Raw genomic sequence first — 23,986 nt, 5'->3', positions numbered from 1 at the left:
ACCACACATACTTCATATTTTAATATGTTAGTCTGTGCATGTAAACTATTGACACAAGTCGTCCTAAAAAAACGGCCCTAAATAATATTCTTTTAAAACCTGCTGCTATGTTTGATCATACCCTTGATCTGTGCCGGTCACTTCCGGCTGTCATCACTGAACAAAAGTGGGACAATGAGTTGCGCTTTTATGTAGGCGAAAAGCTATTCTGCATGATATCCCTGGATCCGCCTCACCGGGTATCCTTTAAGTGCAGTCAATCGCAGTTTCACCAACTGATTTCAAGACCTGGTATTGTACCGGCTCCTCACCTGGCGCGGTATCACTGGGTACAGCTGAAACAGGAGGATATGCTGCCGACGACCGAACTGGAAACATTCCTGCAGAATGCCTATGAAATTATAGTAAGCTCCCTGCCGCCATTTGAGCAGGAAGCCATCCATAAGATGAAGGCGCATGCCTGATTATTTCCAGATAGTAAAGAAGATATCGTATACCCCAAATACGATAAGGGTAAGTGCAAATAATTTTTCGAGGGCAGGAGTTTTCATTTTCACCGCTGTTTTAGCTCCCAGCCAGGAAGCAGGGAATGCGGTGAGCGACAGCAGCAGCGCGATATTCCAATCTATGTGACCCAGCCACCAGTGCGTTAAAGCGCCGGGTATGGATAAAATAGCCGATAACACTACTGCACAGGCAAGCGCCTGTTTTATGGGCATTTTTAATTTTTTTATAAAGAAGGAACTAAACAGGATACCACCCGCATTTGCCAATAATCCGGATAAGAACCCAATAAATAAAGCGGCTACCACTAACTTACCTGCCGGAACATCTTCACTTATTACTGTTGATTCACTGGTCGATTTCCTGCGCATAAAGGAATACATGAGCGACATGCCCGTGGCCATGATAAAGAGGGCAGTCATGATCATCAGCGTTTTGCCTGGTAAGTAGCTGCTGAGCCACGAACCAATAACGGTGGCCGGAACGCCAAAAGCAGCTCCCAGCAGGATTACCCGTTTGTTAAACAGCTTCTCTTTGCTATACACTGCCGTGGCAGATAATGTGCTGGTGATTGATGCCGGTAACGGCGACGCCAGTGCGAAAAAAGGATTTACGCCGGCAAAGATCTGCAGGGCCGGTGTGCTGATGGCACTGCCCCCTTTTCCTAATAAACCGGACAAATAGCCTACTACGAGTCCTATCAGCAATACTGACAGGTATTGAGATTGTTGTAAAAATTCCATTCAAATCATTCCTCCGGGAACGCGCAACTTCGTGGTTGGTGTGGTTGGTTATAAAAATTACAGGTAGCTCAAAAGTAGGGGATCGTCATTAATTACTACGATAACTAAAAGTTATGGGGGATAACAAGATATTATATTTATTGTTAGCCTATAAACCCAATAGGAGAAAGGGTTTATAACTTTGTAAAGATAGGAATTCTGAGTAATAGTCAACATAATTTTCTTAAGAAATTATGCTTTTTTGAGAGCTATTACTCAGAATCCGTTTTACTTATTTATGCTTTCGGTGTCCAGCCTTTTTCATATTCCCTTTCCCACATTTTCATGGCTTCCTTATCGTTGAGGATATGACCATTGGAAGGATCGGTATGAAGGATACGGCCGGTACGTTGCGCGATGTTGCCCAACAGGCAAAGCAGTGTGCTGCGGTAGCCGGTATTGATTTCGGAGTTGAGTTTGGCGTTGCCGCGGATACTTTCCAGGAAGTTGTTGATATGCACGGCATCATAAAACTCACCGGCAGGACTAACGGTGTTGGTTACACTCTGATTAGGATTAGCGGCCTGTTTTACTTCCTTGATCACTTTACCTTTTGTATCGATCAGTTTGTAGCTGTCGCCGCCGGAGTTGTACAGGCTTCCGTTTTCGCCGAACAGGGTAAATCCGCGGCCACTGCCTTCCAGGTTGAAGGGGCTGCAGCTGCGGCCTTCCCAGGCAATGGCCTTGTTGCCTTCAAACTCGAAGTTCAGGGTTTGTGTGTCTGGTGTTTCCCAATCGTCTTTAGGATAGGCATAGCGCCCACCGGCAGAAGTTACTTTGGTAGGGAATTCCACATCCATAAACCAGCGGAGACAATCCAGTTCATGGGTAGCATTGTTGCAGGTTTCGGAAGTACCCCAGTTCCAGCGCCAGTGCCAGTTGTAGTGAACAATGTTATCGAGGTAGTCGCGGCGGGGAGCAGGGCCCTGCCACAGGTCCCAGTCGAGCGTAGCCGGCACCGGGATCTTTTTCCCTATACCGATTGGTTCGCGGTTGTTCACGTACCATCCGCGGCCATAATACACTTTACCCAATACGTTTTGTTCTTTTACTTCTTTCACTGCCTGCTGGAGGTTAGGCCAGGAACGGCGCTGGTTTCCCATTTGCACCAGGCGGTTGTGTTTTTTTGCCGCTGCCAGCAGGATTTCGCCTTCACCCGGATTGTGGGCGCAGGGTTTTTCCACATACACGTGCTTACCCGCAGCTGTGGCCATAATGGCCGCAGGAGCGTGCCAATGGTCCGGGGTTGCTACGATGAGCGCATCAAAATCTTTCCGTTCCAGTAACTTCCGGATGTCTTTAATTACTTCCGGTTTGCGGTTTTGCGCTCCGGCAATGGCTTTAAGCCCTTTGGCGATGGCGCCGTCTTCCACATCGCAAACGTAGCCTATTTCAGCTCCGGGTAGCTTTGCTGCACACTGTGCCAGCCAGTTGCCCCTGGAGTTAACGCCCATTACTCCCAGTACCAATTTGTTGCTGGGGGCATTTTTCCCGAATACGGGGAAATTCAGGATCGTTAATCCGGCTCCCAATCCGGCCATGCTACCGGTTTTGAGAAAATCTCTTCTTTCCATAACGGTGATATTATTTATTCGTTTCAATCGGTTGCATGAATGTAGAAAAATAAATCAGTGATAGGTAGTTTTTTTGATGAGAGGAGGCGGTGCGGTTAGGATTGGAGGTGGGGAGGGGCGGACAATCATATTGTGGATTATAAAATGGAGATGAATTAGCATCGCTGCGGGCATACTTAGCACATGCTTAGCGGTTACTTAGCACATACAGTACACTTGCCTTTGACATGGACTAAAGGTGGAGTTGACGTGGAGGGGACGTGGACTTGATCGGTAACTGATTGTTGATCATGGGGTTACAGGCACTTTTTCCGGGCTACTTATACTACTCCGGTAGTCGTAACTCAGTGACTGTGAAGAAGTTATTCCAACGGAGGGAATATTCACCTGTCAACTGGTTCCGGATGTCCCGGAATGTTTGAGATTTACCCGTTATCCCGCTTCAGAAGATGCCGGATGCTTGCCAGGAAGTTATCCCTATGAAAGGATTACTCCCCTGTCAGCTGGTTCCAGATGACCCCGTATACGTCCGTTGCCTGTAATTGCGGCTGCGGAGCGGGCTGAGAACTGATCACCACCGGGTGATAGGCGGGGTTTTCTTCAATCCTGCCGTGAGAACCTTTGATGAGGGTGGCATCGAGGGGGATGACGTTCATCAGGTAGCGGAAACCCAGTTTCTTTTTGAGCAATTTTCCTGCCGCTTTCAGCTTAATAAGCGGATCAGCGGGGTTCATGAACATCTCCACGGGATCATAACCCGGTTTGCGGAAGATATCTACGATTCTGGCGAAATCAGGGGCTTTGTTATCATCCATCCAGTAGTAGTAGGTGAACCAGCTGTTGGCGTCGGCTACAGCAATGAGATCACCGCTGCGGCTGTGATGAAGATGATGTTCACGTTTGCCTTCCCTGTCCAGCACCAGTTGTACACCAGGCACCTTTTCCAGGATGGAGCGTACTTTTTTATAACAGGAGGGATCGTTGATATAGATATGCGCGATCTGGTGATCTGCTACGGCGAAAGCTTTGGAGGCGCCTGCATCCAGCAGTTCCAGTCCATTTTCCACACGCAGGGCCAGCAGCCCTTCTGCCCGCAGGATCCTGTTGAGATGCACGGGGTTATTCACATTGGTGATACCATATTCCGATAATACAATGGGATCGCAGTTCTTTTGTTGATAGTAAGTGATCAGCTGTTTGCATACTGCATCTATTTCGGCCAGTTCCTTTGCATTTTTTACCGGGTCCTGTCCAAATTTCTGCAGGCAGTAATCGAGGTGAGGAAGGTAAATAAACGTAAGGGTAGGATCGTATAGTTTATCGGTGAGGATAGACGCGTCGGCGATCCATTGGCTCGACTTTATGCTGGCCGTTGGGCCCCAGTAATTAAACAGGGGAAACCTGCCAAGTTGTTCGGTGAGATAATCCCGGAGTGTAGATGGAGAAGTGTAGCAATCAGGCACTTTACGGCCATCGGAAAGATAGTTGGGACGGGGAGTAAGCGAGTAATCCACATTAGCGTACATGTTGTACCACCAGCACATCTGCGAGCAGGTAAAGGACGGATCCAGTTTCCTGGCGCGGTCCCATATTTTTGGGGCATCCACCAGTTTATTGGATTGTTTCCAGAATTTAACTTCCGCATCGGTTCTGTCGTACCAGCCATTGCCTACTATTCCATGCTCACTGGGCCATTCGCCGGTAAGGTACGTGCTCTGTACAGCCGTAGTCACCGCAGGTAACATAGGCATTACGGTGGCCAGGTGCCGCTGTTGTGTATAAGCCTTTAAAAAAGGCAGGTACTCCAGCAAAGAAGAGGAGAGCCCTACTACATCGATTACTACTGTCTTTCTCATATATTCAATCGCCGTTACAATTCCGGCATAAAGCTATAATACCGGGCGCACAATTCCAAGATTGGGCGCCTTACCGGCGTTTACCCGGATAACCGGGAGCGGCATGCAGCAAAGATAACTTATAGCTGCTCCCTGATCCAGTTCAGTTCACGGGAAACGGATAAAGACATCTCCTGTTTCAGGGCGGGTGGTAATACGTCCCAGGTGTATGTTTCCGCCTCCATGTGCTGTGTAAAAGGGTGCTCACGTTGTATGGCCAGTACTTGTTTTATGTCTTCCTGTGTGGATTGCAGTACACCGAATTTATCCAGGAACACGGGTACATGAAAATGTGAGCGCCACTCTGTAACGGCCGGATTGTTTTCATCTGCCAGCGCTTCGGGCAGGTCGGGATAGTGAATAAAGGCGCCGTCCATTCGTTTGGCGATCACCTGGTGCAGGTATACCGGCTCATTGAATTTACGGAAGGCGTCCGTTACTTCCTTGCGTGCGCTGGTATCCGCCGGCATGTCTGCTTTCAGCGCGGCGCTGATCTGCAATTTACCGATCTTCAATCCATGATGCTGCATACGTTCTATCACACGATGTGGCGCTTCGTATACCAGTGCAAAATGGCAAACGTCGTAACACAGCTGAATATGTGTTTTGATGATGTCGGCTGCTGCCTGGTCATCTTCAATATTAAATTTCTCTTTGATAAACGGGATACCGGCAGGCAGTAAATTTTCGAAATACCAGTTGATATATTCGCTGGTATTTTCCATCATGCCATCGGGTTCCGGCTCAATATCGAGGTGCATCAAAGGACCGCCGCTGCGGTGTGTGCGCACCAGTTGTTCCAGCACCAGCAGCATATTCAGCGTGGCGCTTTCTGTGTAAGAATTTTTGTCTTCTTCGCAACGGTTGCACCAGTGCTTATATCCGAGCGGATTGGTGGAAATACCTCCTTCCATACCTTCCGGCAGCAAGGCCGCCAGGATCCTGAACAGGCGGATGGTATAAGCCACCCGGTCGGCGCTGGTCCAGTCGGGTGCATGTACCTGGTCTTTTACCACTACGTTATGAAAGCCGCCGTAAGGAAAACCATTCATCGTAAACACGTAGCAATCCTCTTCTTTGAGCCACTGCTGAAACGCCTTCAAAGGCGCTTCCTTGCTCAGTTCCAGGCTGGCGGTGTTGGCCAGCCGTAGTCCTATTCCAAAAGGTTTATCCGGCGATACCTGTTGTTTAATGGCAGGTATAAACTTTTTAAGTTGCGCAAAGTGATCATCCCAGTTTTCGCCGGGATGAATATTTGTGCAGTAGGTAAGATGTCCTGCAGCTGTTTTCATTACTGATTATTTTTGCAGATATCTACTGCTTTATATAATAAGTTAAGGTCCATTTCATGCACTTCTTCTCCTTTTCCTACTGCGCGCAGCAGGGAAATTGTTAAGCGGCCGCCAAGATGTTCACGGAATTCTTCCAGTCCCACTACCACCGGGGAAGGCTTACCATCCTGCATTTCCAGCAAAGGATGCCACACCGGCAGTTTCATATTTTTTAATACGGTAAGAATGCGGTGCATATCTGTTTCCGGAAGCCATCCTAACAGGAACGAATATACGCTATCTACCGCAATACCGATAGACACGGCTTCTCCGTGACGTAATTCAAAGTTGGTGAGTTGCTCCAGTTTATGCGCGCTCCAGTGGCCAAAGTCAAGCGGACGGGAGGAGCCGCTTTCAAACGGATCACCGGCGCCGCCGATATGCCGGACATGCAGTTCTGCGCAGCGGTAAATCAGGTAGTGCATAGCGGCCATGTCGCCGGCGGTTAATGCCACGGCGTCCTGTTCAATGCGGTTAAAGAAAGCGGCGTCTTTAATAAGGGCTACTTTCACGGCTTCCACCATACCGGAGCGCCAGTCGCGCGGGTCGAGGGTGGTTAAAAATACCGGGTCGTTGAAAACAGCCGCAGGTGGCGCAAAGGAACCGAGGAAATTTTTCTTCCCCTTATAGTTTACGCCGTTTTTCACGCCTACGCCGGAATCGTTTTGCGACAGCACGGTAGTAGGGATCCTGATATGTTTCACGCCGCGGTGTGAGATAGCGGCAGCAAATCCTACCAGATCGAGCAGGGAGCCTCCGCCAATGCCTATCACATAGGAATGGCGGTCGATGCCATACTTATCAATGGCATCCACCAGGCTGAAAAGCAGGGGCAGATCATTTTTTACCGCTTCGCCCCCGGCGATGGTGATAATTTCAGGCGCCAGCTGAAAGCCGCGTACCTGCTGAAAATAGCGATTGATCTGTTGGGTTAGTTCCGGGTGGTGCGTTGCTACGCCCCCATCCAGGATCACGAGTAATTTCTTAACGTATGCACTCTCTGCTTTTGATTCCAGGAAGGTAGCTAAACAGGTGTTGGCAGGATCGAATAAATGACTGCTAAAGAAAACACCGTAAGAGAAGTTGACATCGAAGTTTTGTTGAATATATTCCATGGCTAAATCCGCATCATCTGACTAAAAAAAACTATAGCCTTTAAAAGTACATAGAAAAACGTGATTTTTTACAAAGAAAAAGGCCCCGGGAACGGAGCCTGTTTTTTTGGGGTTAGTCTGTAGAATCAATTTATCGGTATGCAAAGAAATCTGTTTTAAAGGGTTTAAGCTACGGTATAAACCATTATTTTATAAATTGCGTAGTTCTACTGATGTGTTCAAACCATCTGCAAATCCCTTACCAGCAGGCACTCTGCGTACTTTCCTCCTTATCCTGATCCGCTCCTGCTTCCGTTCATCCCATACGCTGTTGCGTATTAAAACAGAAATACAGAACTTTATGCCGCTGTAGAAATGAACGACGGTTTCACAGTCTGAGAATTAAATTGTTTGACCAAAAAAGAAACATGGGACGCCCATGTTGTTAACCCTGTAACATCGGTTGTATTTCACATCTTTTGTTGCATACTGAGCATTTGTCAACGCGCTGCGATGGCGGGCGATGGCGTTTCCGGTTTTTAAAAGTGTATCAAAGATGCTGAGAATATTACTTTTAGTTTGTTGTATTTCGATAGGCAGCAATGGGATTTCACTGGCAGCACCGGCTTCTGCGGCTGATAGTGTTTTGCAAGCAATTAACCGGCAACCTGAGGATACACAGCAGGTACAGGCGCTCATTGAATATGGCTGCCGGCTTTTTCCTTACCAGCTTGATAAGTCGGCTGCCGTTTTCATGCGTGCCTTACGGATCAGCAGGCAACTGGGTTATCACAAAGGGGTGGCCGACTTTGCCTGTTACTATATGTACATCCAGGATATGCGGGGGCAGTATTTGCAGTCGCTGTTCATGCTGAAGCAGGCGGTGATCATTTATGCGTCGCTGAAAGATACCCTTAACCAGGTGAGGGCCATCAGCTATTGCGGGATGGAATACCAGCAGATGGCGAACTTCCCTGCTGCCGCAGCCGCCTACCTGGAAGCGCTGAAACTGGCCGATGCCGCGAAAGACAGCGCCAGCACAGGCATGATCAATAATTATTTATCGGATGTTTTTATTTCCCTGGGAGATTTTAAGAAGGGATTTAACTATGCGGCCCAGGCTTATGATCATGGGCGCAAACTGGGGAGTAACTCACGCATGGCATCGGCCCTGCTCAATATGGGAGAAAGTAAAAGCAGGGAGGGCAACTACACCGCTGCCAGCGGGTATTTCAGCCGGGCGCTGGAGCTTGGTAAAAAAGCGGGCGACCAGTTACTGGTGCTGAACGCACTTACCGCCACAGGCCGGGTGTACACCGATCTTTCGCAACATGAACAATCCTTACGGACCTACGAAAAAGCCCTGCTTATTTCCACCGATGACCCGGGACTTGAAAACCGGATGCAACTATACATGGGGTATGCCAATGCCCTTTACCGGAGCGGGAAACACCTCGCTGCCGATATCTATCTCCGTAAAACAATTACCCTGGCCAGGCAATATTATGCAGGCGATGAACTAAGGCGGGCCTACCTCGCCGCATCCGACAATGAGGCTGCACAAAATCATTACCAGCGGGCTTTTCAGCTGCGTAAAGCCTATGAGCAACTGAATGATTCGCTGGTAGGAAACGCCACCCGGCTAAATGTGCAGCAGCTGGAAATGCAGTACCAGTCTGAGAAAAAAGACAGGGATCTGGCGGAGAAAAAATTACAGCTGATACAGAAAGACCTGCTGCTGCAGCGGAAGAACAGGTGGATTGGGTTCATCTTCACCGGCGTGGTGCTGATCCTGGTAGTGTCTTTCCTGGTATGGCAGAAATTACTGCACCGGCACCGTTTACAAAAGCAGCAACTCCAAACCCTGGAAGTAGAAAAAACCGTACAGGTGCTGGAAGCCATGATGCAGGGCGAGGAGAAAGAGCGCACGCGGTTGTCGAAAGACCTGCACGACGGTGTTGGCGGGCTGTTGTCTGCGGTGAAGATGCATTTCTGGGCGCTCAAATATGAGCGTACTTTCCTGCAGCAGGACAAAGGATTTAACCATGCACTCAGTATGCTGGACGACGCCATCGGGGAAGTACGTAAAACAGCGCATAACCTGATGCCTGAAATCCTTTCCAGGATGGGGCTTGCGGGCGCGCTGGAATTATTCTGCAATAACGTGAGTCACTCCCGTGAGTTACAGATTACCTTTTATACCTCCGGCGATATGCAGCGGTTCAAAAGCAATTTTGAATTATCGGTGTACCGGATTGTGCAGGAGCTGATCAATAACATCATCAAACATGCACATGCCACCGAAGCGCTGGTACAGCTTACACAACACGATCAACTGCTTACCATTACCGTAGAGGATAATGGCGTTGGCTTTGAAAATATAACGAAAAGCACTACCGGTATGGGGTTAAAGAATCTTCATACGCGGATCAAATCATTAAACGGACATCTAACGCTCACGGCTATACCGGGTTGCGGCACTACGGCATATATTGAATTTAATATTGCCATTATGCAGCTGATGGAAGTACAGCCATCGTTTTAATTTTAACAGCACATGAGTATCAAACTGGCTATAACAGACGATCACCTGCTGGTGATCAGCGGCATCAAAGCGATGCTGGCGCCTTATCCGCATATTTCCGTTGTTTATGAAAGCAACCGGGCGGGTGCGCTCATGGCGGCTTTGCCTGCCATACAACCGGATGTATTGCTGCTGGACATCCAGATGCCTGAAATTGATGGCATTGAGCTTTGCAGGCAGGTGAAGAAAAAGCATCCGTCTGTAAAAGTAATTGCGATCAGCAGTTTTATGGAAACGCATTATATCAGGCAGATGCTGCGTAACGGCGCCGCCGGGTACCTGTTGAAAGGTACCGACCCCGAAACGCTTATCCATGCGATAGAGCAGGTGCATGCCGGCGAACAGTTCCTCGACGAACTTATCAGGCGCCAGTTGGTGAATGAAGTGATTACCGGCCAAAAGCGCAGCAGCTACGAGATTCCGCTTACACGCAGGGAAAAGGAGATCCTGAAACTGATTGCAGATGAGTATTCCAACCAGGAAATTGCGGACCTGTTGTTTATCAGTTTGCGTACCGTGGAAACGCACCGGTTAAACCTTACGCAGAAGCTTGCAGTGAAAAATACTGCCGGGCTGGTGAAAGAAGCGATGAAGCGGGGAATAGTGGAATAGCTGCAGGTATCCGGCGCGGTGGCCGGATACCTGTGAAAGTGATCAGGTAACGGCAAATATTTTACCCAGCACCAGTGATATCGGTAACAATAATATTACTGCGATAGCGAAAGGGATGGTAGCAAAAGCGGCTACCCAGGCTGCATTCATGGCAATCAGTGCGATGATTCCTCCTTTTACCGCCTTTCCGATATTGGGTCCTGAAGGGTTTTTCATGGCTTTGAAAAGCGGCACATTGATCATGAAAATAAACAACCCGATAAAAGGCAACGCCAGCCAGAAGTGATGATGCAGGTAAGCAAGTATCCCCATTGTAATATATACCAATGCATAACATGCTGCGGTAAGGCGCAGGCTTTTCACGCTGCCGCCGTGCACTTCTCCCCTGCTGATGTTGGTAACGGCAGCAATATAGATAATGGGGATGAATCCCATCCACCAGTATGTTTCCAGCATTTCCGGTACGATACTGATGCCTAACAGGAGGTTAAGCCCGCGGCAAAGTCCCATGTTGAGCGGGCCGAGGAAGGAATGATGTTTTCCCCACTTATTATAAACAAGTGCGCTGGTGGCTACGCCAATGGCGAGCCAGCCGGCATAACCGGTAAGCCGGCCTACTGAAAAGGCAGCCAGGATACCCACCAGGAGCAGGTAACTACCGAGGATGATGGCCTGTGTTTTTGAGATAGTACCGCTTGGGATCGGCCTTTCCGGGCGTTCTGTGCTATCCAGTTCTGCATCAAATACGTCGTTGAATACCACACCACCACCATATAAGCCAATGGTAGCGAGGCAAAGGCATACTACCGGAAGGGTAAAATCCAGTGTAAGGGTGCTGAACGTAACATTTATAAAATAGGCCGAAATAGCAACTCCAGCCAATATATCTGCTATTGCAGTTACGATATTGGCTGGCCGCATCAGGCGTAGATATCCAATCAATTTGCTAACAATATAACTCACCGTGTAATTAGGTTTTCATGGTTCATTGCCAGCAGAAACGAAGCTGTCAGGCCGTTACCGGATGATGGTTGTGTTTTTATCAATTCGAGGCTGCTGTCCTCCACGTAGTATAGAGCTTCCGTTAAATTTCTCACTTTGATCAATATTTGCTGCTACATCAAAATCTGCTTCATTAATCTGGCCGCTCTGCGCAAAGGCTTTTACAGCATTGGTGTAAGTTACCAAATGAATATCATTCAAGTCAATACCACTTTCGTGCATTAAAGCGGCGGTTTTCGGAACGGCCAGGGGATCGCTGATACCCCAGTCGGCAGCGGAATTCACCATAATACGTTCACTTCCATACTGCTTAACTACAGCTACCATGCGTTCATTCCCCATTTTAGTGAAGGGATAGATGGTAAACGCAGCCCAGAAGCCACGATCGAGCACTTCTTTGACTGTTTCTTCGTTATTATGGTCTACAATGATCATGTGAGGCTCCAAACCATGTTCCAGGGCAATATCCATACTGCGCTGGGTTCCTTTTTTCTTATCGCGGTGAGGGGTATGTATCTGTACGGGTAGGCCGGCTTCTTTAGCCAGTTCCAGTTGGGCGCGGTAATATTTTTCTTCGAGGGGGGTCTGGTCATCGAAACCGATTTCGCCCACGCCCACCACGCCTTCTTTATAAATAAACTGTGGTAATATTTCCATTACAGCTTCCGCGAGCTTTTCGTTATTGGCTTCTTTTGAGTTGAGGCCAATGGTGCAATAGTGTTTGATGCCGAACTGGGAAGCGCGGAAACGCTCCCATCCCAGGAGGCTGCTGAAATAATCGCGGAAGGTATCCACGCCGGTGCGTGGTTGTCCCAGCCAGAAGGCCGGTTCAATGATGGCCACTACGCCGGCATCGGCCATTGCCTGATAGTCGTCCGTAGTACGGGCGGTCATATGCACATGCGGATCAAAGAAGCGCATGCCTTTTATTTTATTAAGATAAGCGGGGCTATAGGTGAGTGGTTGGAGATCTTTCTCTGTTAAATCGTGGATTCCGCACATATCTGATCGGTTTTAATGTTGATTTATTTAGTTATTTTTTGCGCCAGGGTATCCCAGGAGATACTACCAGCCTGTATTTCCGCCTGCAATGCCGGGTCTGTGGCCAGCAACGCTTTAGCGGGTTCATATTGGCATTGTGCACAAACCAGTGCTGCGGCTTCTTTCTCTGTGCTGTTCAGGGAATGCCAGATACGGGTGATATCTGCAAAATTGCCTTCTCCTACAAAATTCACCAGGATCCGCCACTGCATGGGATCGAGCGTTCTGCCGGCGGCCCATCTTTCATGGGCAAAATCTACCAGGATGCCTGCCAGTGCAGCATTAGCCCTTTCATCCAGCCCCGTGATCCCGTGTAATGGTTTATCGGTAAAGATAGCTTTCATTACCAGCTGATTCCACGCGGGTTCCGGGAGATACTTAGCCGGGTAAGGATTGTGCAACATAATGGCTTCCTGTACAATACCAATATTGGACCGGATGCCTTCCGAAGTACGGGCGATCCATTCTTCCGGCCAGGGCAGCAGCGGAAGTGCGCTGTACAAGGCGGCCAGCTCATTCATTTCTGCGCCGTTGAACAGGTTTTCCAGCACTTCCAGGTAGGCAGATTTGTTGGCTACCGGTAATTGCAGCAACCACCACACCCGCGCGAGGCGGTCTAACGTCCATCCATGTACGAAAAATGAAGGCAGCAGCGCCTGCAGCTGTTCATCTTCCGTTGTGGAAATACGGATCCTTTCTTTACCTGTGAAACGCGGGATAGCTGTGAAAGTTTGATTAAACTGCGGGATGGCACCGGTTTGCTGATGTAGCTGCAAACGCTGTTGCAGCCAGGCATTTGCTTTTTCGTTTCCGTTGTTCCTGATGATCGTACTAAGCAGCGTGCTCACTTTATCCTGATCGTATACATATTCAGCCACTGACATATCCTGTTTAAAATAATAATGCTGATTTCCCAATAAAATTAACCAGTAATAATGGGATTTTAAGAATCCGGCCACTTTTTTATGATAGATGGCAAAAAAAGAAGATTAAACCGTTCACATCAATGGTTGAACGATGGGATGTGTCCAAAATAAAAGAGAGGCATTACTGCCTCTCCTTCCGCCATTCTAAAACCTGATTATACATCAGGATATCTTTAAACTGCGAAGCCTCTGACGACAGGCATAACGCAATCAGGTATATGTTGGGAAAACGCCGATCAAGAACGATGGTACTTTAAAGATCTGTAATATATGAGTGCTCTCTCTATAAACTTAGATCCGAAATAAAGCAAAAATGCACGTAGCAATAAATACGGCCGTAAGATACATATTTCTCCTTTCATTCCAAATAAACAAGTGATTTTTACGTTGCATTTAATGAGCAGTATTGTTCTGTAATACTATAAACGGCTGATACTCTTTCCAGTCAGGCTTATAATCATCAAGTATGATAAAACCCTGTGCGTAGTTTCCAAGTACTATATCCTGGTCGCCATCGTGATCATAATCTTTCACATCCATGCAGATCCATCTTCCTTCCTTCTCCAGCGGCGGAGAATGAGGGATGAACGTAAGTGGTTTATTTCCACCTTCAAAGAAAATAAATTTCTCTTCCGGCCGGTGTTTAAAGTCCGCGAAAAAGGCGATGGAGGCAATATCTAATTTGCCATCGCCATTAAAATCAGCTACCACGGCCTTTGTACAACCATTCACGGGGTAATGCCATGCCTCGGTGTATTTATTATTTCCGTCATTCAGGTAGACGAATATTCCGTGGTAAGGTTTAAGCACCATAGAAAAATCTGCATTATCACCGCAGGTATATAGTATGTCCTGTTTTCCGTCGCCATTAAAATCCGCGAGTTGAAAACTGGTAGAACCATTGATGGGAGGGAATCTCAGCAGGCTGGTAGATACAAAGCCACCTTTCCTGTCGTTTTCAAACAACCAGATGCCTTCATCACCGGCGGCAAACAGCACCATAAAGTCCGTATAGCCGTCGTGGTTAAAATCGCCGGTTTCTGCATGAACAGCGCCGGGCACTTCCCATATGGGGAACTGTTTGTAGCTGTGGTCCGGTAACTGTTTCAGCCAGTACAGGCCGCCCTGGTTATGTCCGAATGCGCATACCAGCAGATCGGGCAGGCCATCTTTATCGAAATCTGCCTGCAGGGTTTGCACCGGCCGTTTCAGGAACGCCATGAGGTCGTGCTGCCTGCTTTGGGCGTCATTGGGGCTGATGCTGGTAATAATACCGGCAGGCGCGTCCAATGCCCGCATATTGCCTATTTCTGTGAGTATGGCCTGTTGTTGCGCCGCAGTGTCTTTTACAAAAAGTATATCGACGGCGGGAGATGGTAAACTCCGTATGTTAACGACTTGTAAATTTTCGTCCCATTGTGTGAGTGTATTGGTGAGTCCATCGCTGGTCATGAGGTGGCCATTGTCCGGGTTAAAGGCCACCATTGTGGTAGCTACCGGGACGGTATCTTTCAGCACCGGGTGTTTCAGCGTGAAAAAGGACCAGTCGCGTTGCAACGGCTGCGGCACTTTTTCAGCCGGCAGTTTATCCGGGGCGGTATGTTCATAGTATGCCACCAGTAATTCCCAATCCTGGATAGAAATAAGCCCTGGTTTTTCGCCGGGCATCGGCGGGTAATAGGAATGCTCCCCCCATACTTTAATGCCCAGTTTGGGCGCCATAGCGGGCAATACGTGCTTTAGCCAGGTTTCCTTATCCAGGAGGGCGGGAGACACCGGCAAATGGCAGCCGGAGCAATATTTACCGGCCAGGACTTTTCCTTTTTCTTCCGGGGTAGGTGTGTGGCAACTGATGGTGATGACAAAGCTGGTGGTGATTAAAAATAAAGCGGCGAGACAATACCGGTTCCTCGTGGGTTGATTGGTCATCAGTGAATATTTTAACGGGTATTGTAAAGTACTAAAATGTTATATAAAAACGAATGCAGCGAAAAAGATCCGCTGCATTCGTTGTGTTTAAAAAAGCGACAGATATAGCTGTTATTAGTAGTTCGGGTTCTGATCGAGTACTCTTGTTCCGCCTACCATTGTCAGATCGATCTGACGTTGCGGGATGGGGAAGTATTCATTTTTCCCTTTTGTAAAGTGTCCGCCTTTCAGGTCGTCGGTGATAGCTGATTCGTATTGAATAAAGGCATTCAGCGCCACATCGGCAATGCCCCAGCGTACGAGATCGAAGAAGCGGTGGCCTTCTGTAGCCAGTTCCAGTTTGCGTTCAAAATAGATGGCTTTTAATGCCTGGTCCTTACTTGAAAAAGTAGCGGTGTACCTGCCTATTTTGTAATTGGCTGCCATTTGGGTAGGATCGAAGCCTAACATGGGTTTCGTATCGTCTTTGTATTTATGCAGCCAGTTTTCAGGGTGATTGATCATCCTGTCGCGGATCTGGTTTACCAAAGCGGTAGCTCCGGGGAGGTCGCCGGTTTGGGCATGGCATTCAGCGGCCATGAGGATTACGTCGGCAAAGCGGATCAACAGTACGTTGATAGCAGATCCCGGCGCCCAGGAGTGTGCATCTTTGTATTTGTCCTGGTTAAACTGCCAGTATACCATTTTCTTTGGCGCATAAGGGCCGGCATATTTCTGGTCCCTGATCCAGTTAGCACCAGGGTGATTGCCCCAGTCGTGATAAGGTATCCCACGGCGGCCAACGGTCCAGTCGAGACGTGGATCCAGTGTACCTGTTTCCGGTGTGAACGGTGTGGTAGACACGATGCCCTGATCGTTTTTCACGGGGTTTGCGTTCCAGGTATCGAGGTTAGGCAAACCGGTAGCGGGATCTGTGCGATAGGAGTTTACGAGGTCCTGGGTAGGCTGATAAAATCCGCAGCAGCCGAATGGACTGTTGTACGGGAAGTTCAGCATTTCGCCCTGGTTCGCATTGGCGATGGTATTGGTACCATCATTTGCAGTCATCTGGATGGCAAATACGGACTCTGAATTATTCTTTTTGGCGGCATCGAAATTGTCTTCAAATGCGTTTGTGAGCGCGTATTTAAGACCGTTGGAAGTAACGCCTGAGGCAATGGCCTGATCAAACAGCGGCATTGCTTCCGGGTACTTTTTCTGGTACAGGTATGTTTTAGCCAGGTAGATCTGTGCAGCCCATTTATTTGCTCTTGCTACATCGCTTTGTGTAGGAGGCAGGTTATCTGCAGCAAATTTAAAATCGGCTTCAATAAAAGGCCAGATGTCTTTATCATTTTTAACACGGACTTCTATCGTGGTGTCTGTGATATAAGGCACTTTATTGAACAGTTTTTTCAGTTCAAAATAGTAGTGTCCGCGGAGGAAACGGGCTTCTGCTTCCACCTGAGTTTTTTCAGCGGCACTCATGTCTGTTGCCTTTGGCAGTGCTACCAGTACTGCATTACAACGGATCACTCCTTCGTAAACAGCTCTCCACTTGGTATTGAAAAAACCGTTGCTTGGATCGACTGTGAATTTAGCGATAGGATCGATACCGGGTTGGTCGCCACTGAAGCTACCTTTGTGCGAATCGCCACCGGCCACGCTGCCATAGATCCAGTTGGTAGGAGACGCTTCCCAGGGTCCGCCACCACCGAGTGCTGCCTGGGCGGTTTGTTGCCCGTCGAGCGAGGCGTATGCGCCTACCAGTAAATAACCAATACCGGCTTTATTCGCCACAATTTCATCACTGAGGGAGCCGAGCGGTCCCCGTTCAAGGAAGCTCTTTTTACAAGCACTGATTCCTACTGCTGCCAACGCAAGAATTACACTTAAATATCGTAATGTTTTCATTTTTCTCAATTTTACTTTTCAGGAAAAAATTATCAGAATGTTACATTCACACCGAGCAGGTACTGACGCTGATTAGGATAAGCTCCTTCATCCACACCGAAGTTGCTGGTGCCACCGGTAATTTCAGGATCTATACCTGAGTATTTGGTGATGGTAAACAGGTTTGCTGCCTGACCATATACCCTGAACTTTGTGATACCAATTCTCTGGAGTACGTTACTTGGTATGGTGTATCCCAGCATGATATTTTTTGCACGCAGGTAAGAACCATTTTCAACAAAATAAGAGTTGGGTACGTTGGAGGTACTGAAAGACGGAGATGTTTCCTGGATGGGCGCTGTAGCGTTCTGGCGGGTTGGCAGCCAGGAATCATACAGGGCTGTTTTGCTCTTCGCACCTTCGAAGGAAGGATAGAAATCGGTCCACCATTTCACCTGGTTCCAGATCTTGTTACCTTGTACGCCATACACAAACATGCTGAAATCCCAGGCTTTATAAGTGAGGTTGATATTGAGGCCATAGCTGAACTTTGGATTGGGATTACCGAGATAAGTACGGTCGGCTTCTGTAATCCTTCCGTCGCCATTCACATCTGCATATTTGAAGCGGCCTGGTTTTGTATCGGTCTGGTACGTCAATGAATTATCATTATACTGTTTCCTGGTAGCTTCGTTTGCTGCATCTATTTCTGCCTGGCTATTCCAGAATCCATCTACCTTATAACCAAAAAATTCGCTGATAGATTGACCAACAGCATTACGGATAATAAATGTACCGTTAAAGCGGCGTTGTTCCTGATCGAAGTAAGGAGCAGCATCTGATATTTTAACGATCTCATTATTATACGTAGTGAAGTTACCGTTTAGTTCCAGCTTAAGGTCTTTGGTAAGATTCAGGTTGGTGGTAGCAGAGAAATCGAATCCTTTATTTTTCATTTGTGCCACGTTCACATAAGGAGCGTTGGCTATTCCGTAAACACCTGGTAATTCGGGGTTATACAGCAGATCCTTTACATCTTTACGATAGTAGTCTGCGGTAATTTCGAGGGCGCCTTTGAACAAGGTTGCATCGATACCTATATTGGCGTTTACGTTACTTTCCCATTTAGCATTGGGGTTACCGATACGTGTGCGGTAGAAGCCCTGCAGGATGGAGTTGCCGGTACCTTTCAGATCATAGAAAGAGTTTCCTTTTTCAAACCCATAAGCGGTGAAGGAGTTCTGTGGGTCTACGTTGATCTGGTTACCCATGATACCATAACCTCCGCGGATTTTCAGATCGGAGATCCAGCTGACACCTTTCATGAATCCTTCCTGCGACATACGCCAGGCGGCGCTTACTGCGGGGAAGTTACCATACCTGTTGGATGAACCGAACCGGGAAGATCCGTCACGGCGAATCAGTGCGCCCAGGAGGTAGCGATCTTTATAGGAATAGTCTACCCTGGCAAACAAGGAGAACAATCCATCGGAGAAACGGCCGCTGTAGTTGGTTGGCGTACCACTACCTGTGCTAAGGTTGGTGAAGTCCGGATCAAAAGTGAAATAATCGAGGTTGCTTCCACCAACGGTGCGTCCCTGGTTATCAAATGCTTCTGTACCCAACAGTACTTTCAGGTCGTGTACCTGGTTAAAGTTCTGATGATAGCTGAGTGTGTTCGTCCAGGTCCAGTCGTAACCACTTCCCGCGTTTTCTGTATACGAATTCACTTTATTGTTTTCCGCGTTTTCGTATTCAGGCAGTGTAAAGCTGTGATTATTGAAAGAATAAATTTCACCGCCAAAGCTGGTACGGAGGGTGAAATGTTTCAGGATGTCTGCTTCTGCAAACACGTTACCCAACAGGCGGTTAGCCAGTGTTTTAGTGGTACCAAAACGATCCTGGATAGCTACCGGGTTACGGGCGTTACCCAAACCTTTACCGAAGCTACCTGCATAGTTGCCCATGATATCATGTACCGGGATGATAGGCATTTCACGGAAGGCCATACCAATACCGCTACCTTCGGTAAGCGCACCGATCTGCGGGTTATTGATGAGGGAGTATTCCATGTTTTCACCTACACGGATATGATCCGTAACGTTATAGGTGCTGTTGGCACGAACTGCATAACGTTTGTTATAGGTGTTGGTTAAAGTACCCTGCTGATTAAAGTAATAGAAAGAGAAGAAGTAGCTTCCGATATCGCCGCCACCTGCTACTGAAATGTTGTGGCTGGTGATAGGCGCCGGGTTAAATATTTCATGGAACCAGTCGGTGCCCGATTTGTTGGCTTTTACGATTCGGTGAAAAGCATCCACATCGCTGGCTACCTTATAGTTCGGATTTACGAAATAGGTAGATGGATCGGTACCGGGATCTCCTTCCATTGCGCCCTGTGGAGCAATATAATCCGGCAGGCGTGGTGTGGCGCCGGAACCATATTGTTCATCGTTATATACAGGGTTAGCGGTAGTATTGGCAATGGCCATCCATTTCAGGTTGGCCTGTTCCTGCGGACTGAGGATATTCCATACATTTCCGCCTTTGGGCCGTTGTGTACCATAGTAGCCATCATAAGAAACCTTTACTTTACCGGTTCCTCTTTTGGTGGTGATGATGATAACGCCGTTGGCCGCACGGGCACCGTAGATAGAGGCAGCGCCTGCATCTTTCAGTACCTGCATGGTTTGTACATCGTTGGGGTTTATGTCTGTGATGTTAGAGATGGGTACTCCATCCACTACATACAGTGGTGTATTATTTCCGAAGGTATTTACGCCGCGGATCTTCACCTGTGGTTCCTGGCCTGGCTGACCGGAGCCGAGGATGGTAACACCGGAAACCTGTCCCTGCAGCTGATTGGCTATCTGGGAGGTAGGCTGTTTGGTAAGATTTTCTACTTTCACAATAGATACAGCACCGGTAAGGTCTTTCTTTTTCTGGCTGGCATAACCGGTTACTACTACTTCTTCCAGTGATCCTACTTTCTCGGTGAGAGAAACGTTTACTGGTCCGGCTCCTACTACTGCTTCCTGCGGATCATATCCTACAAAGGAGAATACAAGTGTTTCGCCTGATTTGGCCATAAGGGAAAAAGTACCGGAGGGGTCTGTGGCAGTACCCCTGTTGGTGCCTTTCACAAACACAGTAACGCCTGGCAGCGCATTGCCTGAAGCTTTGTCCGTTACTTTACCCGTAATTTTTGTTTGTGCTGATACGTTGTTGCCGGCCAATAGCAACAAGAGGCCGCATAGTACGGCGAGTGCCTGGTAAAATTGCTTTTTCATAACGTGATTTAAGGGAAACGTTTAAGAAAAATTGTTAGTAAATAAGGATTCCTATCTATATGTCACCTTATTGAACAGTCACAACTTTGCATACAAATCTCCTACCCGCTGCATTGATTGTTTTGCGGCAGGTCAATTTTCAATAAATACAAAGCATTAGTTTTTCTTCACACGTGCATGATGCGCTACACGGTGTTAAAAAAGGAATGAGTGTCTGTTCAACAGTTAAACGATAACTACTGATGTTGAATGATGAATTATACTATAAAACAAACACTGATGGTCAAGCTGATTCAGGTCATTTGACTTTTGTTTAATTGTTTATTGATAGTGAATTCAATACGATAACTAATAATAACTGTGAGAATCTTTTGCTCTAGTAACAAACATTTCTACCCTCAGATTTTGGTTCTCACGTGGAATTGTGTAATGATTTCGAATATATAACATTATTTTAGCTCAAACAAGTAGTCTTTTAACATTTTCTTTAAAAGTGACAAAATTGCAGATCGTTATTCCACTATTCCACACTGCCGGGATAAAATAATACAAGGAATACTTTTGAAATTCTTTGTGTATGTTTAAGCCCTAATTTTTGTGTCATGAAAGTATTGAATATTGTGTTTTGCCTGATGTTCGTTTTATTTGCAGGCTTACAGTATAATGATCCTGATCCCTATATATGGATGCCCATCTATCTTTATTCTGCCTTGCTTTGCTGGTTTGCTGCCCGTAACCGCTTTTACCCGAAATGGTATATTGCCGGTATACTGGTATACCTGGCTTATGCCATTTATAAATTTTTTGACCAGAACGGGGTGGAAGACTGGTTCACGAAACATAATGCGGAGAACCTCGCCGAAACTATGAAAGCAACCAAGCCCTGGATTGAAGAAACACGTGAATTCTTTGGATTGTTCATTTGTATCGGGGCACTGGGCATAAATTATTTTTACTCGAAAAGAAAACGCGCGGCGTAGGATCGCCGCGGATTTTGTCCTGGAGCAGGATTAAACTGATTAAACTGATTTTGTTGATTTGATCACTTTTGATTTTAAAGGATTTTGGGAGATATAAGCGGATATCCGCTTATATCTCCCAAAATCCTTTAAAATCTTATAAAATCAAAAAAGTAAAATCCCTTAAATCAGTTTAATCCTGCTCCAGGACAATACCCTCATTACAGCGAAATCTCCTGCGGGCCCCCATGCAGGGTGATCTCTTTTCCGCGCCAGCGGAATTTCCCGGTGATACCGAACGGAACCCTAACGGTGCCGGTTACACGATTATTTTTAAACGCCAGGTCCACTTCTATTAAACCATCCGGATGCACCATAGTCGCCTTTACCTGCGGCGAGGCGCCGGGATCTGGTGCGATCAATACTGTTCGGAAGCCATAGGAGGCAGATTGGATGCCGGCTGTAATGCCCAGCAGGAAGAGATTGGCCACCGAGGCGGTTGCCTGGTAAGCTGCTGCATTGTTTGGTTCCAGCTGCGTTGCGAGCGACTGTAATTCTGCCGGGAACGTTTCTGTGATACCGGTTTCCTGCATCGCTTTGAAGATATAATACTTTTCACGCAGCGATTCTTCCGGCAACTGTTTTTCAGCCAGTAAACGCTGCATTACACTCTTTACCTGCCGTGGTGGCACCGCCTGCGCCAGCACTGCCAGGGCATTGGTGTAGCGCGAGAACGTTTTCTTTGCCGCTGTTTCCGCATACAGTCCTTTTCCGGCATCATAACATTGCTGATACCATACTTCCCTCGCTTTATCTGCGGTGCGGGTATAAGCAAGGGAGTCGGCAGGCTTATCGCAATAGCCTGCAATAACAGCCGCCTGCCGCAGGGCATACAGATACTGGCCTGTGATGGGCGACAGCGCCACGCTATCATTATAAGGCATATTGCCGGGCAGGCCCGTGGCGGGGTCCTGGTAGCGGTCCATCCAATCGAGGATACTGCGTATGCCGGGGAAGCATTGCTTCGCCAGCTCTTTATCTGCTTTATAGAGCAAATAATCGTGGAGTGCGCCGATCCATACCAATGCATCCGTTACCGATACCAGCCGGTCGTCTGACGGGTAGCGGGAACGGACAAGCCCCTCCGGGATACGCGACTGATCTGTTTGTACCAGCGCATTTCTGAGCAGTTGATCATCTCCCGAAAAAAAACTGATGGCAAGCCCCTGTATACGGGCGTCCTGTATATATTGTAACTGCGCGTTAAACAGATCATTATACAGGTTATCCTGCGCACCTGTGAGCGCCGCCCTTTTGCCGGTGGCCCAAAGGGAATCTGCCGCTGCGCCGGCAGTAAAGGCCGATTTATCATTCAGCAAATACTGCGTATATACGTTGTAGTAGTCGTGCAACGTGAGCGGCGCCTTCCCTGTTTCAATATCCAATTGCACATACCGGAAGCTGCGATAACCCGAAGACATGAACTTACGGCGGGTGCCGCCATCCGGATGAACAACATCCTGTATCACTGTGCTGTTGGAATATGCAGGCTGATAGGTAATTTTTATACCGGCATCCAGTCCGCCGCTGATCAGCATTTCAGGAAAACCGGTGGTTTGTTGCCCGGCGTCCAGCAGCAGTTTAACTTTTCGTTTAGCCGGAATAGTTAGTGGCGCCGTTCCCTTCAGCAGGGTTGCCTCCGCCGTAATGCCCTGTTGTGAAACAATACCGGTGAACGATTGCCGTTCCTGGTGTAAACGGCCAATGGGCGATGGTGTAAGCAACGGCCAGTTACCCGCACTGTGGCCTTGCAGCGCCACACGTGCACCTGGTGCTGCGGGTTCCCAGGCGCTATCGTTATATGCAGGCTGTTCCCAGCCCCAGGGATGGTATTGCGCAGTAATGCTGTCGCCGGGAAAGGCGCCATAGAAAATGTATTCCGTAGTTTTCACGGGAGCCGGATGTATCGACTCATCTTCCATTACCTTCCAGGAAGCAGACCCGGTGTTGATAATAGCCGCTTCGCGGGATGTATGTCCCTGGATAAGCAGGCCGGTACCATTAGTGAACTGGCCACGCGGCTTATAAGGTCCGAAGTTGACCACTTCCGCGGCAATTACGTTGACACCATATTTCAGGTAAGGGCTGATATCAATTGTTTCGTAATACCAGTTGGCGAGGTCTGAGCGTGCGGGCCCCATGCCGGCGAAGCGGCCGTTTACATACAAACGGTAACGGTTATCCGCAGAAAGGTGGATGATAAAAGGACCGGAATAATTGAGCAGCTGGAACTGTTTCCTGAAAAGATATACCCCGTAGGCGGCAGGGGCGGCATCATTGCCGGAAATCCACCGGGCGTCCCATTGGGAGGGGATATTACTGCTTTTCTCCTGCGCGGACAGGGTGGTGGCAAATCCGATGAATGCCGGCAGCAGCAGGCATTGTAACAGATATTTCATAGAAAGAGATTGTAGGTAGTCAGGATATATTACTTACAAATATATTAAATATATTATTAAGATGATATAAGTACGGGGAACGGCCTGTTGCCGGGAGAAAATGTTCGTATATTCATCTTCCTTAAAAAACTC

General features: G+C 47.9%; 16 protein-coding genes. 4 read left to right on the top strand and 12 right to left on the bottom strand.

Annotated features, from left to right (window positions below; all coding sequences use genetic code 11):
* Positions 1 to 107 precede the first annotated feature (107 nt).
* The gene (locus PV783_RS06305; protein WP_079469573.1) at positions 108 to 464 is read left to right on the top strand and encodes an MmcQ/YjbR family DNA-binding protein; all 357 of its coding nucleotides are present in this window, start codon (positions 108 to 110) and stop codon (positions 462 to 464) included.
* On the opposite strand, the gene PV783_RS06300 is transcribed toward PV783_RS06305, so the two are convergent.
* The 5 genes from PV783_RS06300 to PV783_RS06280 form a co-directional block, all read right to left on the bottom strand.
* Positions 465 to 1,247: a sulfite exporter TauE/SafE family protein gene (locus PV783_RS06300; RefSeq protein ID WP_336387533.1), complete on the bottom strand. Its 783-nt coding sequence runs from the start codon at positions 1,245 to 1,247 to the stop codon at positions 465 to 467. It lies immediately after the preceding gene.
* A gap of 275 nt (positions 1,248 to 1,522) precedes the next feature.
* On the bottom strand, positions 1,523 to 2,860 hold the full coding sequence (locus PV783_RS06295) for a Gfo/Idh/MocA family protein (protein WP_420987434.1): 1,338 nt from the start codon (positions 2,858 to 2,860) through the stop codon (positions 1,523 to 1,525).
* 488 nt (positions 2,861 to 3,348) lie between these two features.
* The gene (locus PV783_RS06290; RefSeq protein ID WP_079469576.1) at positions 3,349 to 4,716 is read right to left on the bottom strand and encodes an alkaline phosphatase family protein; all 1,368 of its coding nucleotides are present in this window, start codon (positions 4,714 to 4,716) and stop codon (positions 3,349 to 3,351) included.
* A gap of 119 nt (positions 4,717 to 4,835) precedes the next feature.
* Positions 4,836 to 6,047 carry a metabolite traffic protein EboE gene (gene eboE, locus PV783_RS06285; protein WP_420987433.1) on the bottom strand — a complete coding sequence of 404 codons (1,212 nt, stop codon included), beginning with the start codon at positions 6,045 to 6,047 and terminating at the stop codon, positions 4,836 to 4,838.
* Complete coding sequence (locus tag PV783_RS06280) at positions 6,047 to 7,201, bottom strand: 3-dehydroquinate synthase (protein ID WP_111576883.1); 1,155 nt, start codon at positions 7,199 to 7,201, stop codon at positions 6,047 to 6,049. Before PV783_RS06280 ends, eboE begins: the two co-directional genes overlap by 1 nt.
* 535 nt (positions 7,202 to 7,736) lie before the next feature.
* Between PV783_RS06280 and PV783_RS06275 the strand changes: the two genes are divergently transcribed.
* On the top strand, positions 7,737 to 9,725 hold the full coding sequence (locus PV783_RS06275; RefSeq protein WP_159454281.1) for a tetratricopeptide repeat-containing sensor histidine kinase: 1,989 nt from the start codon (positions 7,737 to 7,739) through the stop codon (positions 9,723 to 9,725).
* 12 nt (positions 9,726 to 9,737) lie between these two features.
* Positions 9,738 to 10,376 (top strand): response regulator, encoded by a 639-nt coding sequence (locus tag PV783_RS06270; RefSeq protein ID WP_079469580.1) that lies wholly within the window; start codon positions 9,738 to 9,740, stop codon positions 10,374 to 10,376.
* 42 nt (positions 10,377 to 10,418) lie between these two features.
* Here the strand turns inward: PV783_RS06270 and eboC are convergent, their stop codons facing one another.
* The 6 genes from eboC to PV783_RS06240 all read right to left on the bottom strand — a co-directional run bounded on the left by eboC (position 10,419) and on the right by PV783_RS06240 (position 20,436).
* Positions 10,419 to 11,339: a UbiA-like protein EboC gene (eboC, locus tag PV783_RS06265; RefSeq protein ID WP_420987432.1), complete on the bottom strand. Its 921-nt coding sequence runs from the start codon at positions 11,337 to 11,339 to the stop codon at positions 10,419 to 10,421.
* A gap of 54 nt (positions 11,340 to 11,393) precedes the next feature.
* Complete coding sequence (locus tag PV783_RS06260; protein WP_089892383.1) at positions 11,394 to 12,380, bottom strand: TatD family hydrolase; 987 nt, start codon at positions 12,378 to 12,380, stop codon at positions 11,394 to 11,396.
* Between the two features lie 23 nt (positions 12,381 to 12,403).
* The gene (locus PV783_RS06255) at positions 12,404 to 13,303 is read right to left on the bottom strand and encodes an EboA domain-containing protein (RefSeq protein WP_363431367.1); all 900 of its coding nucleotides are present in this window, start codon (positions 13,301 to 13,303) and stop codon (positions 12,404 to 12,406) included.
* 435 nt (positions 13,304 to 13,738) lie between these two features.
* Entirely contained in the window at positions 13,739 to 15,274 is a 1,536-nt protein-coding gene (locus PV783_RS06250; RefSeq protein WP_420987431.1) for an FG-GAP repeat domain-containing protein, read from the bottom strand.
* A gap of 114 nt (positions 15,275 to 15,388) precedes the next feature.
* On the bottom strand, positions 15,389 to 17,167 hold the full coding sequence (locus PV783_RS06245; protein ID WP_079469584.1) for a RagB/SusD family nutrient uptake outer membrane protein: 1,779 nt from the start codon (positions 17,165 to 17,167) through the stop codon (positions 15,389 to 15,391).
* Between the two features lie 32 nt (positions 17,168 to 17,199).
* Entirely contained in the window at positions 17,200 to 20,436 is a 3,237-nt protein-coding gene (locus PV783_RS06240; RefSeq protein WP_420987429.1) for a SusC/RagA family TonB-linked outer membrane protein, read from the bottom strand.
* A 602-nt stretch (positions 20,437 to 21,038) separates the two neighbouring features.
* Between PV783_RS06240 and PV783_RS06235 the strand changes: the two genes are divergently transcribed.
* A complete protein-coding gene (locus PV783_RS06235; RefSeq protein WP_079469586.1) occupies positions 21,039 to 21,416 on the top strand; it encodes a transmembrane 220 family protein in 378 nt (125 codons plus the stop codon).
* Positions 21,417 to 21,616: 200 nt separating this feature from the next.
* On the opposite strand, the gene PV783_RS06230 is transcribed toward PV783_RS06235, so the two are convergent.
* Positions 21,617 to 23,854: an alpha-L-rhamnosidase N-terminal domain-containing protein gene (locus tag PV783_RS06230; protein ID WP_420987428.1), complete on the bottom strand. Its 2,238-nt coding sequence runs from the start codon at positions 23,852 to 23,854 to the stop codon at positions 21,617 to 21,619.
* Between the last annotated feature and the right edge of the window lie 132 nt (positions 23,855 to 23,986).

Origin of the sequence: Chitinophaga sp. CC14 (assembly GCF_048957795.1) — a bacterium.
Lineage (GTDB): Bacteria > Bacteroidota > Bacteroidia > Chitinophagales > Chitinophagaceae > Chitinophaga > Chitinophaga ginsengisegetis.
Note: the sequence above shows the minus strand (reverse complement) of the source record. Positions and strands in the feature narration are given on the sequence as shown.

Bases quoted from the DNA above. Each gene is read 5' to 3' on its own strand.
- PV783_RS06295 (WP_420987434.1), bottom strand. From the start codon at position 2,860: ATGGAAAGAAGAGATTTTCTCAAAACCGGTAGCATGGCCGGATTGGGA.
- PV783_RS06280 (WP_111576883.1), bottom strand. From the start codon at position 7,201: ATGGAATATATTCAACAAAACTTCGATGTCAACTTCTCTTACGGTGTT.
- PV783_RS06270 (WP_079469580.1), top strand. From the start codon at position 9,738: ATGAGTATCAAACTGGCTATAACAGACGATCACCTGCTGGTGATCAGC.
- PV783_RS06240 (WP_420987429.1), bottom strand. From the start codon at position 20,436: ATGAAAAAGCAATTTTACCAGGCACTCGCCGTACTATGCGGCCTCTTG.
- PV783_RS06260 (WP_089892383.1), bottom strand. From the start codon at position 12,380: ATGTGCGGAATCCACGATTTAACAGAGAAAGATCTCCAACCACTCACC.
- PV783_RS06305 (WP_079469573.1), top strand. From the start codon at position 108: ATGTTTGATCATACCCTTGATCTGTGCCGGTCACTTCCGGCTGTCATC.
- eboE (WP_420987433.1), bottom strand. From the start codon at position 6,047: ATGAAAACAGCTGCAGGACATCTTACCTACTGCACAAATATTCATCCC.
- PV783_RS06250 (WP_420987431.1), bottom strand. From the start codon at position 15,274: ATGACCAATCAACCCACGAGGAACCGGTATTGTCTCGCCGCTTTATTT.
- PV783_RS06300 (WP_336387533.1), bottom strand. From the start codon at position 1,247: ATGGAATTTTTACAACAATCTCAATACCTGTCAGTATTGCTGATAGGA.
- PV783_RS06290 (WP_079469576.1), bottom strand. From the start codon at position 4,716: ATGAGAAAGACAGTAGTAATCGATGTAGTAGGGCTCTCCTCTTCTTTG.
- PV783_RS06230 (WP_420987428.1), bottom strand. From the start codon at position 23,854: ATGAAATATCTGTTACAATGCCTGCTGCTGCCGGCATTCATCGGATTT.
- PV783_RS06255 (WP_363431367.1), bottom strand. From the start codon at position 13,303: ATGTCAGTGGCTGAATATGTATACGATCAGGATAAAGTGAGCACGCTG.
- PV783_RS06245 (WP_079469584.1), bottom strand. From the start codon at position 17,167: ATGAAAACATTACGATATTTAAGTGTAATTCTTGCGTTGGCAGCAGTA.
- PV783_RS06275 (WP_159454281.1), top strand. From the start codon at position 7,737: ATGCTGAGAATATTACTTTTAGTTTGTTGTATTTCGATAGGCAGCAAT.
- PV783_RS06235 (WP_079469586.1), top strand. From the start codon at position 21,039: ATGAAAGTATTGAATATTGTGTTTTGCCTGATGTTCGTTTTATTTGCA.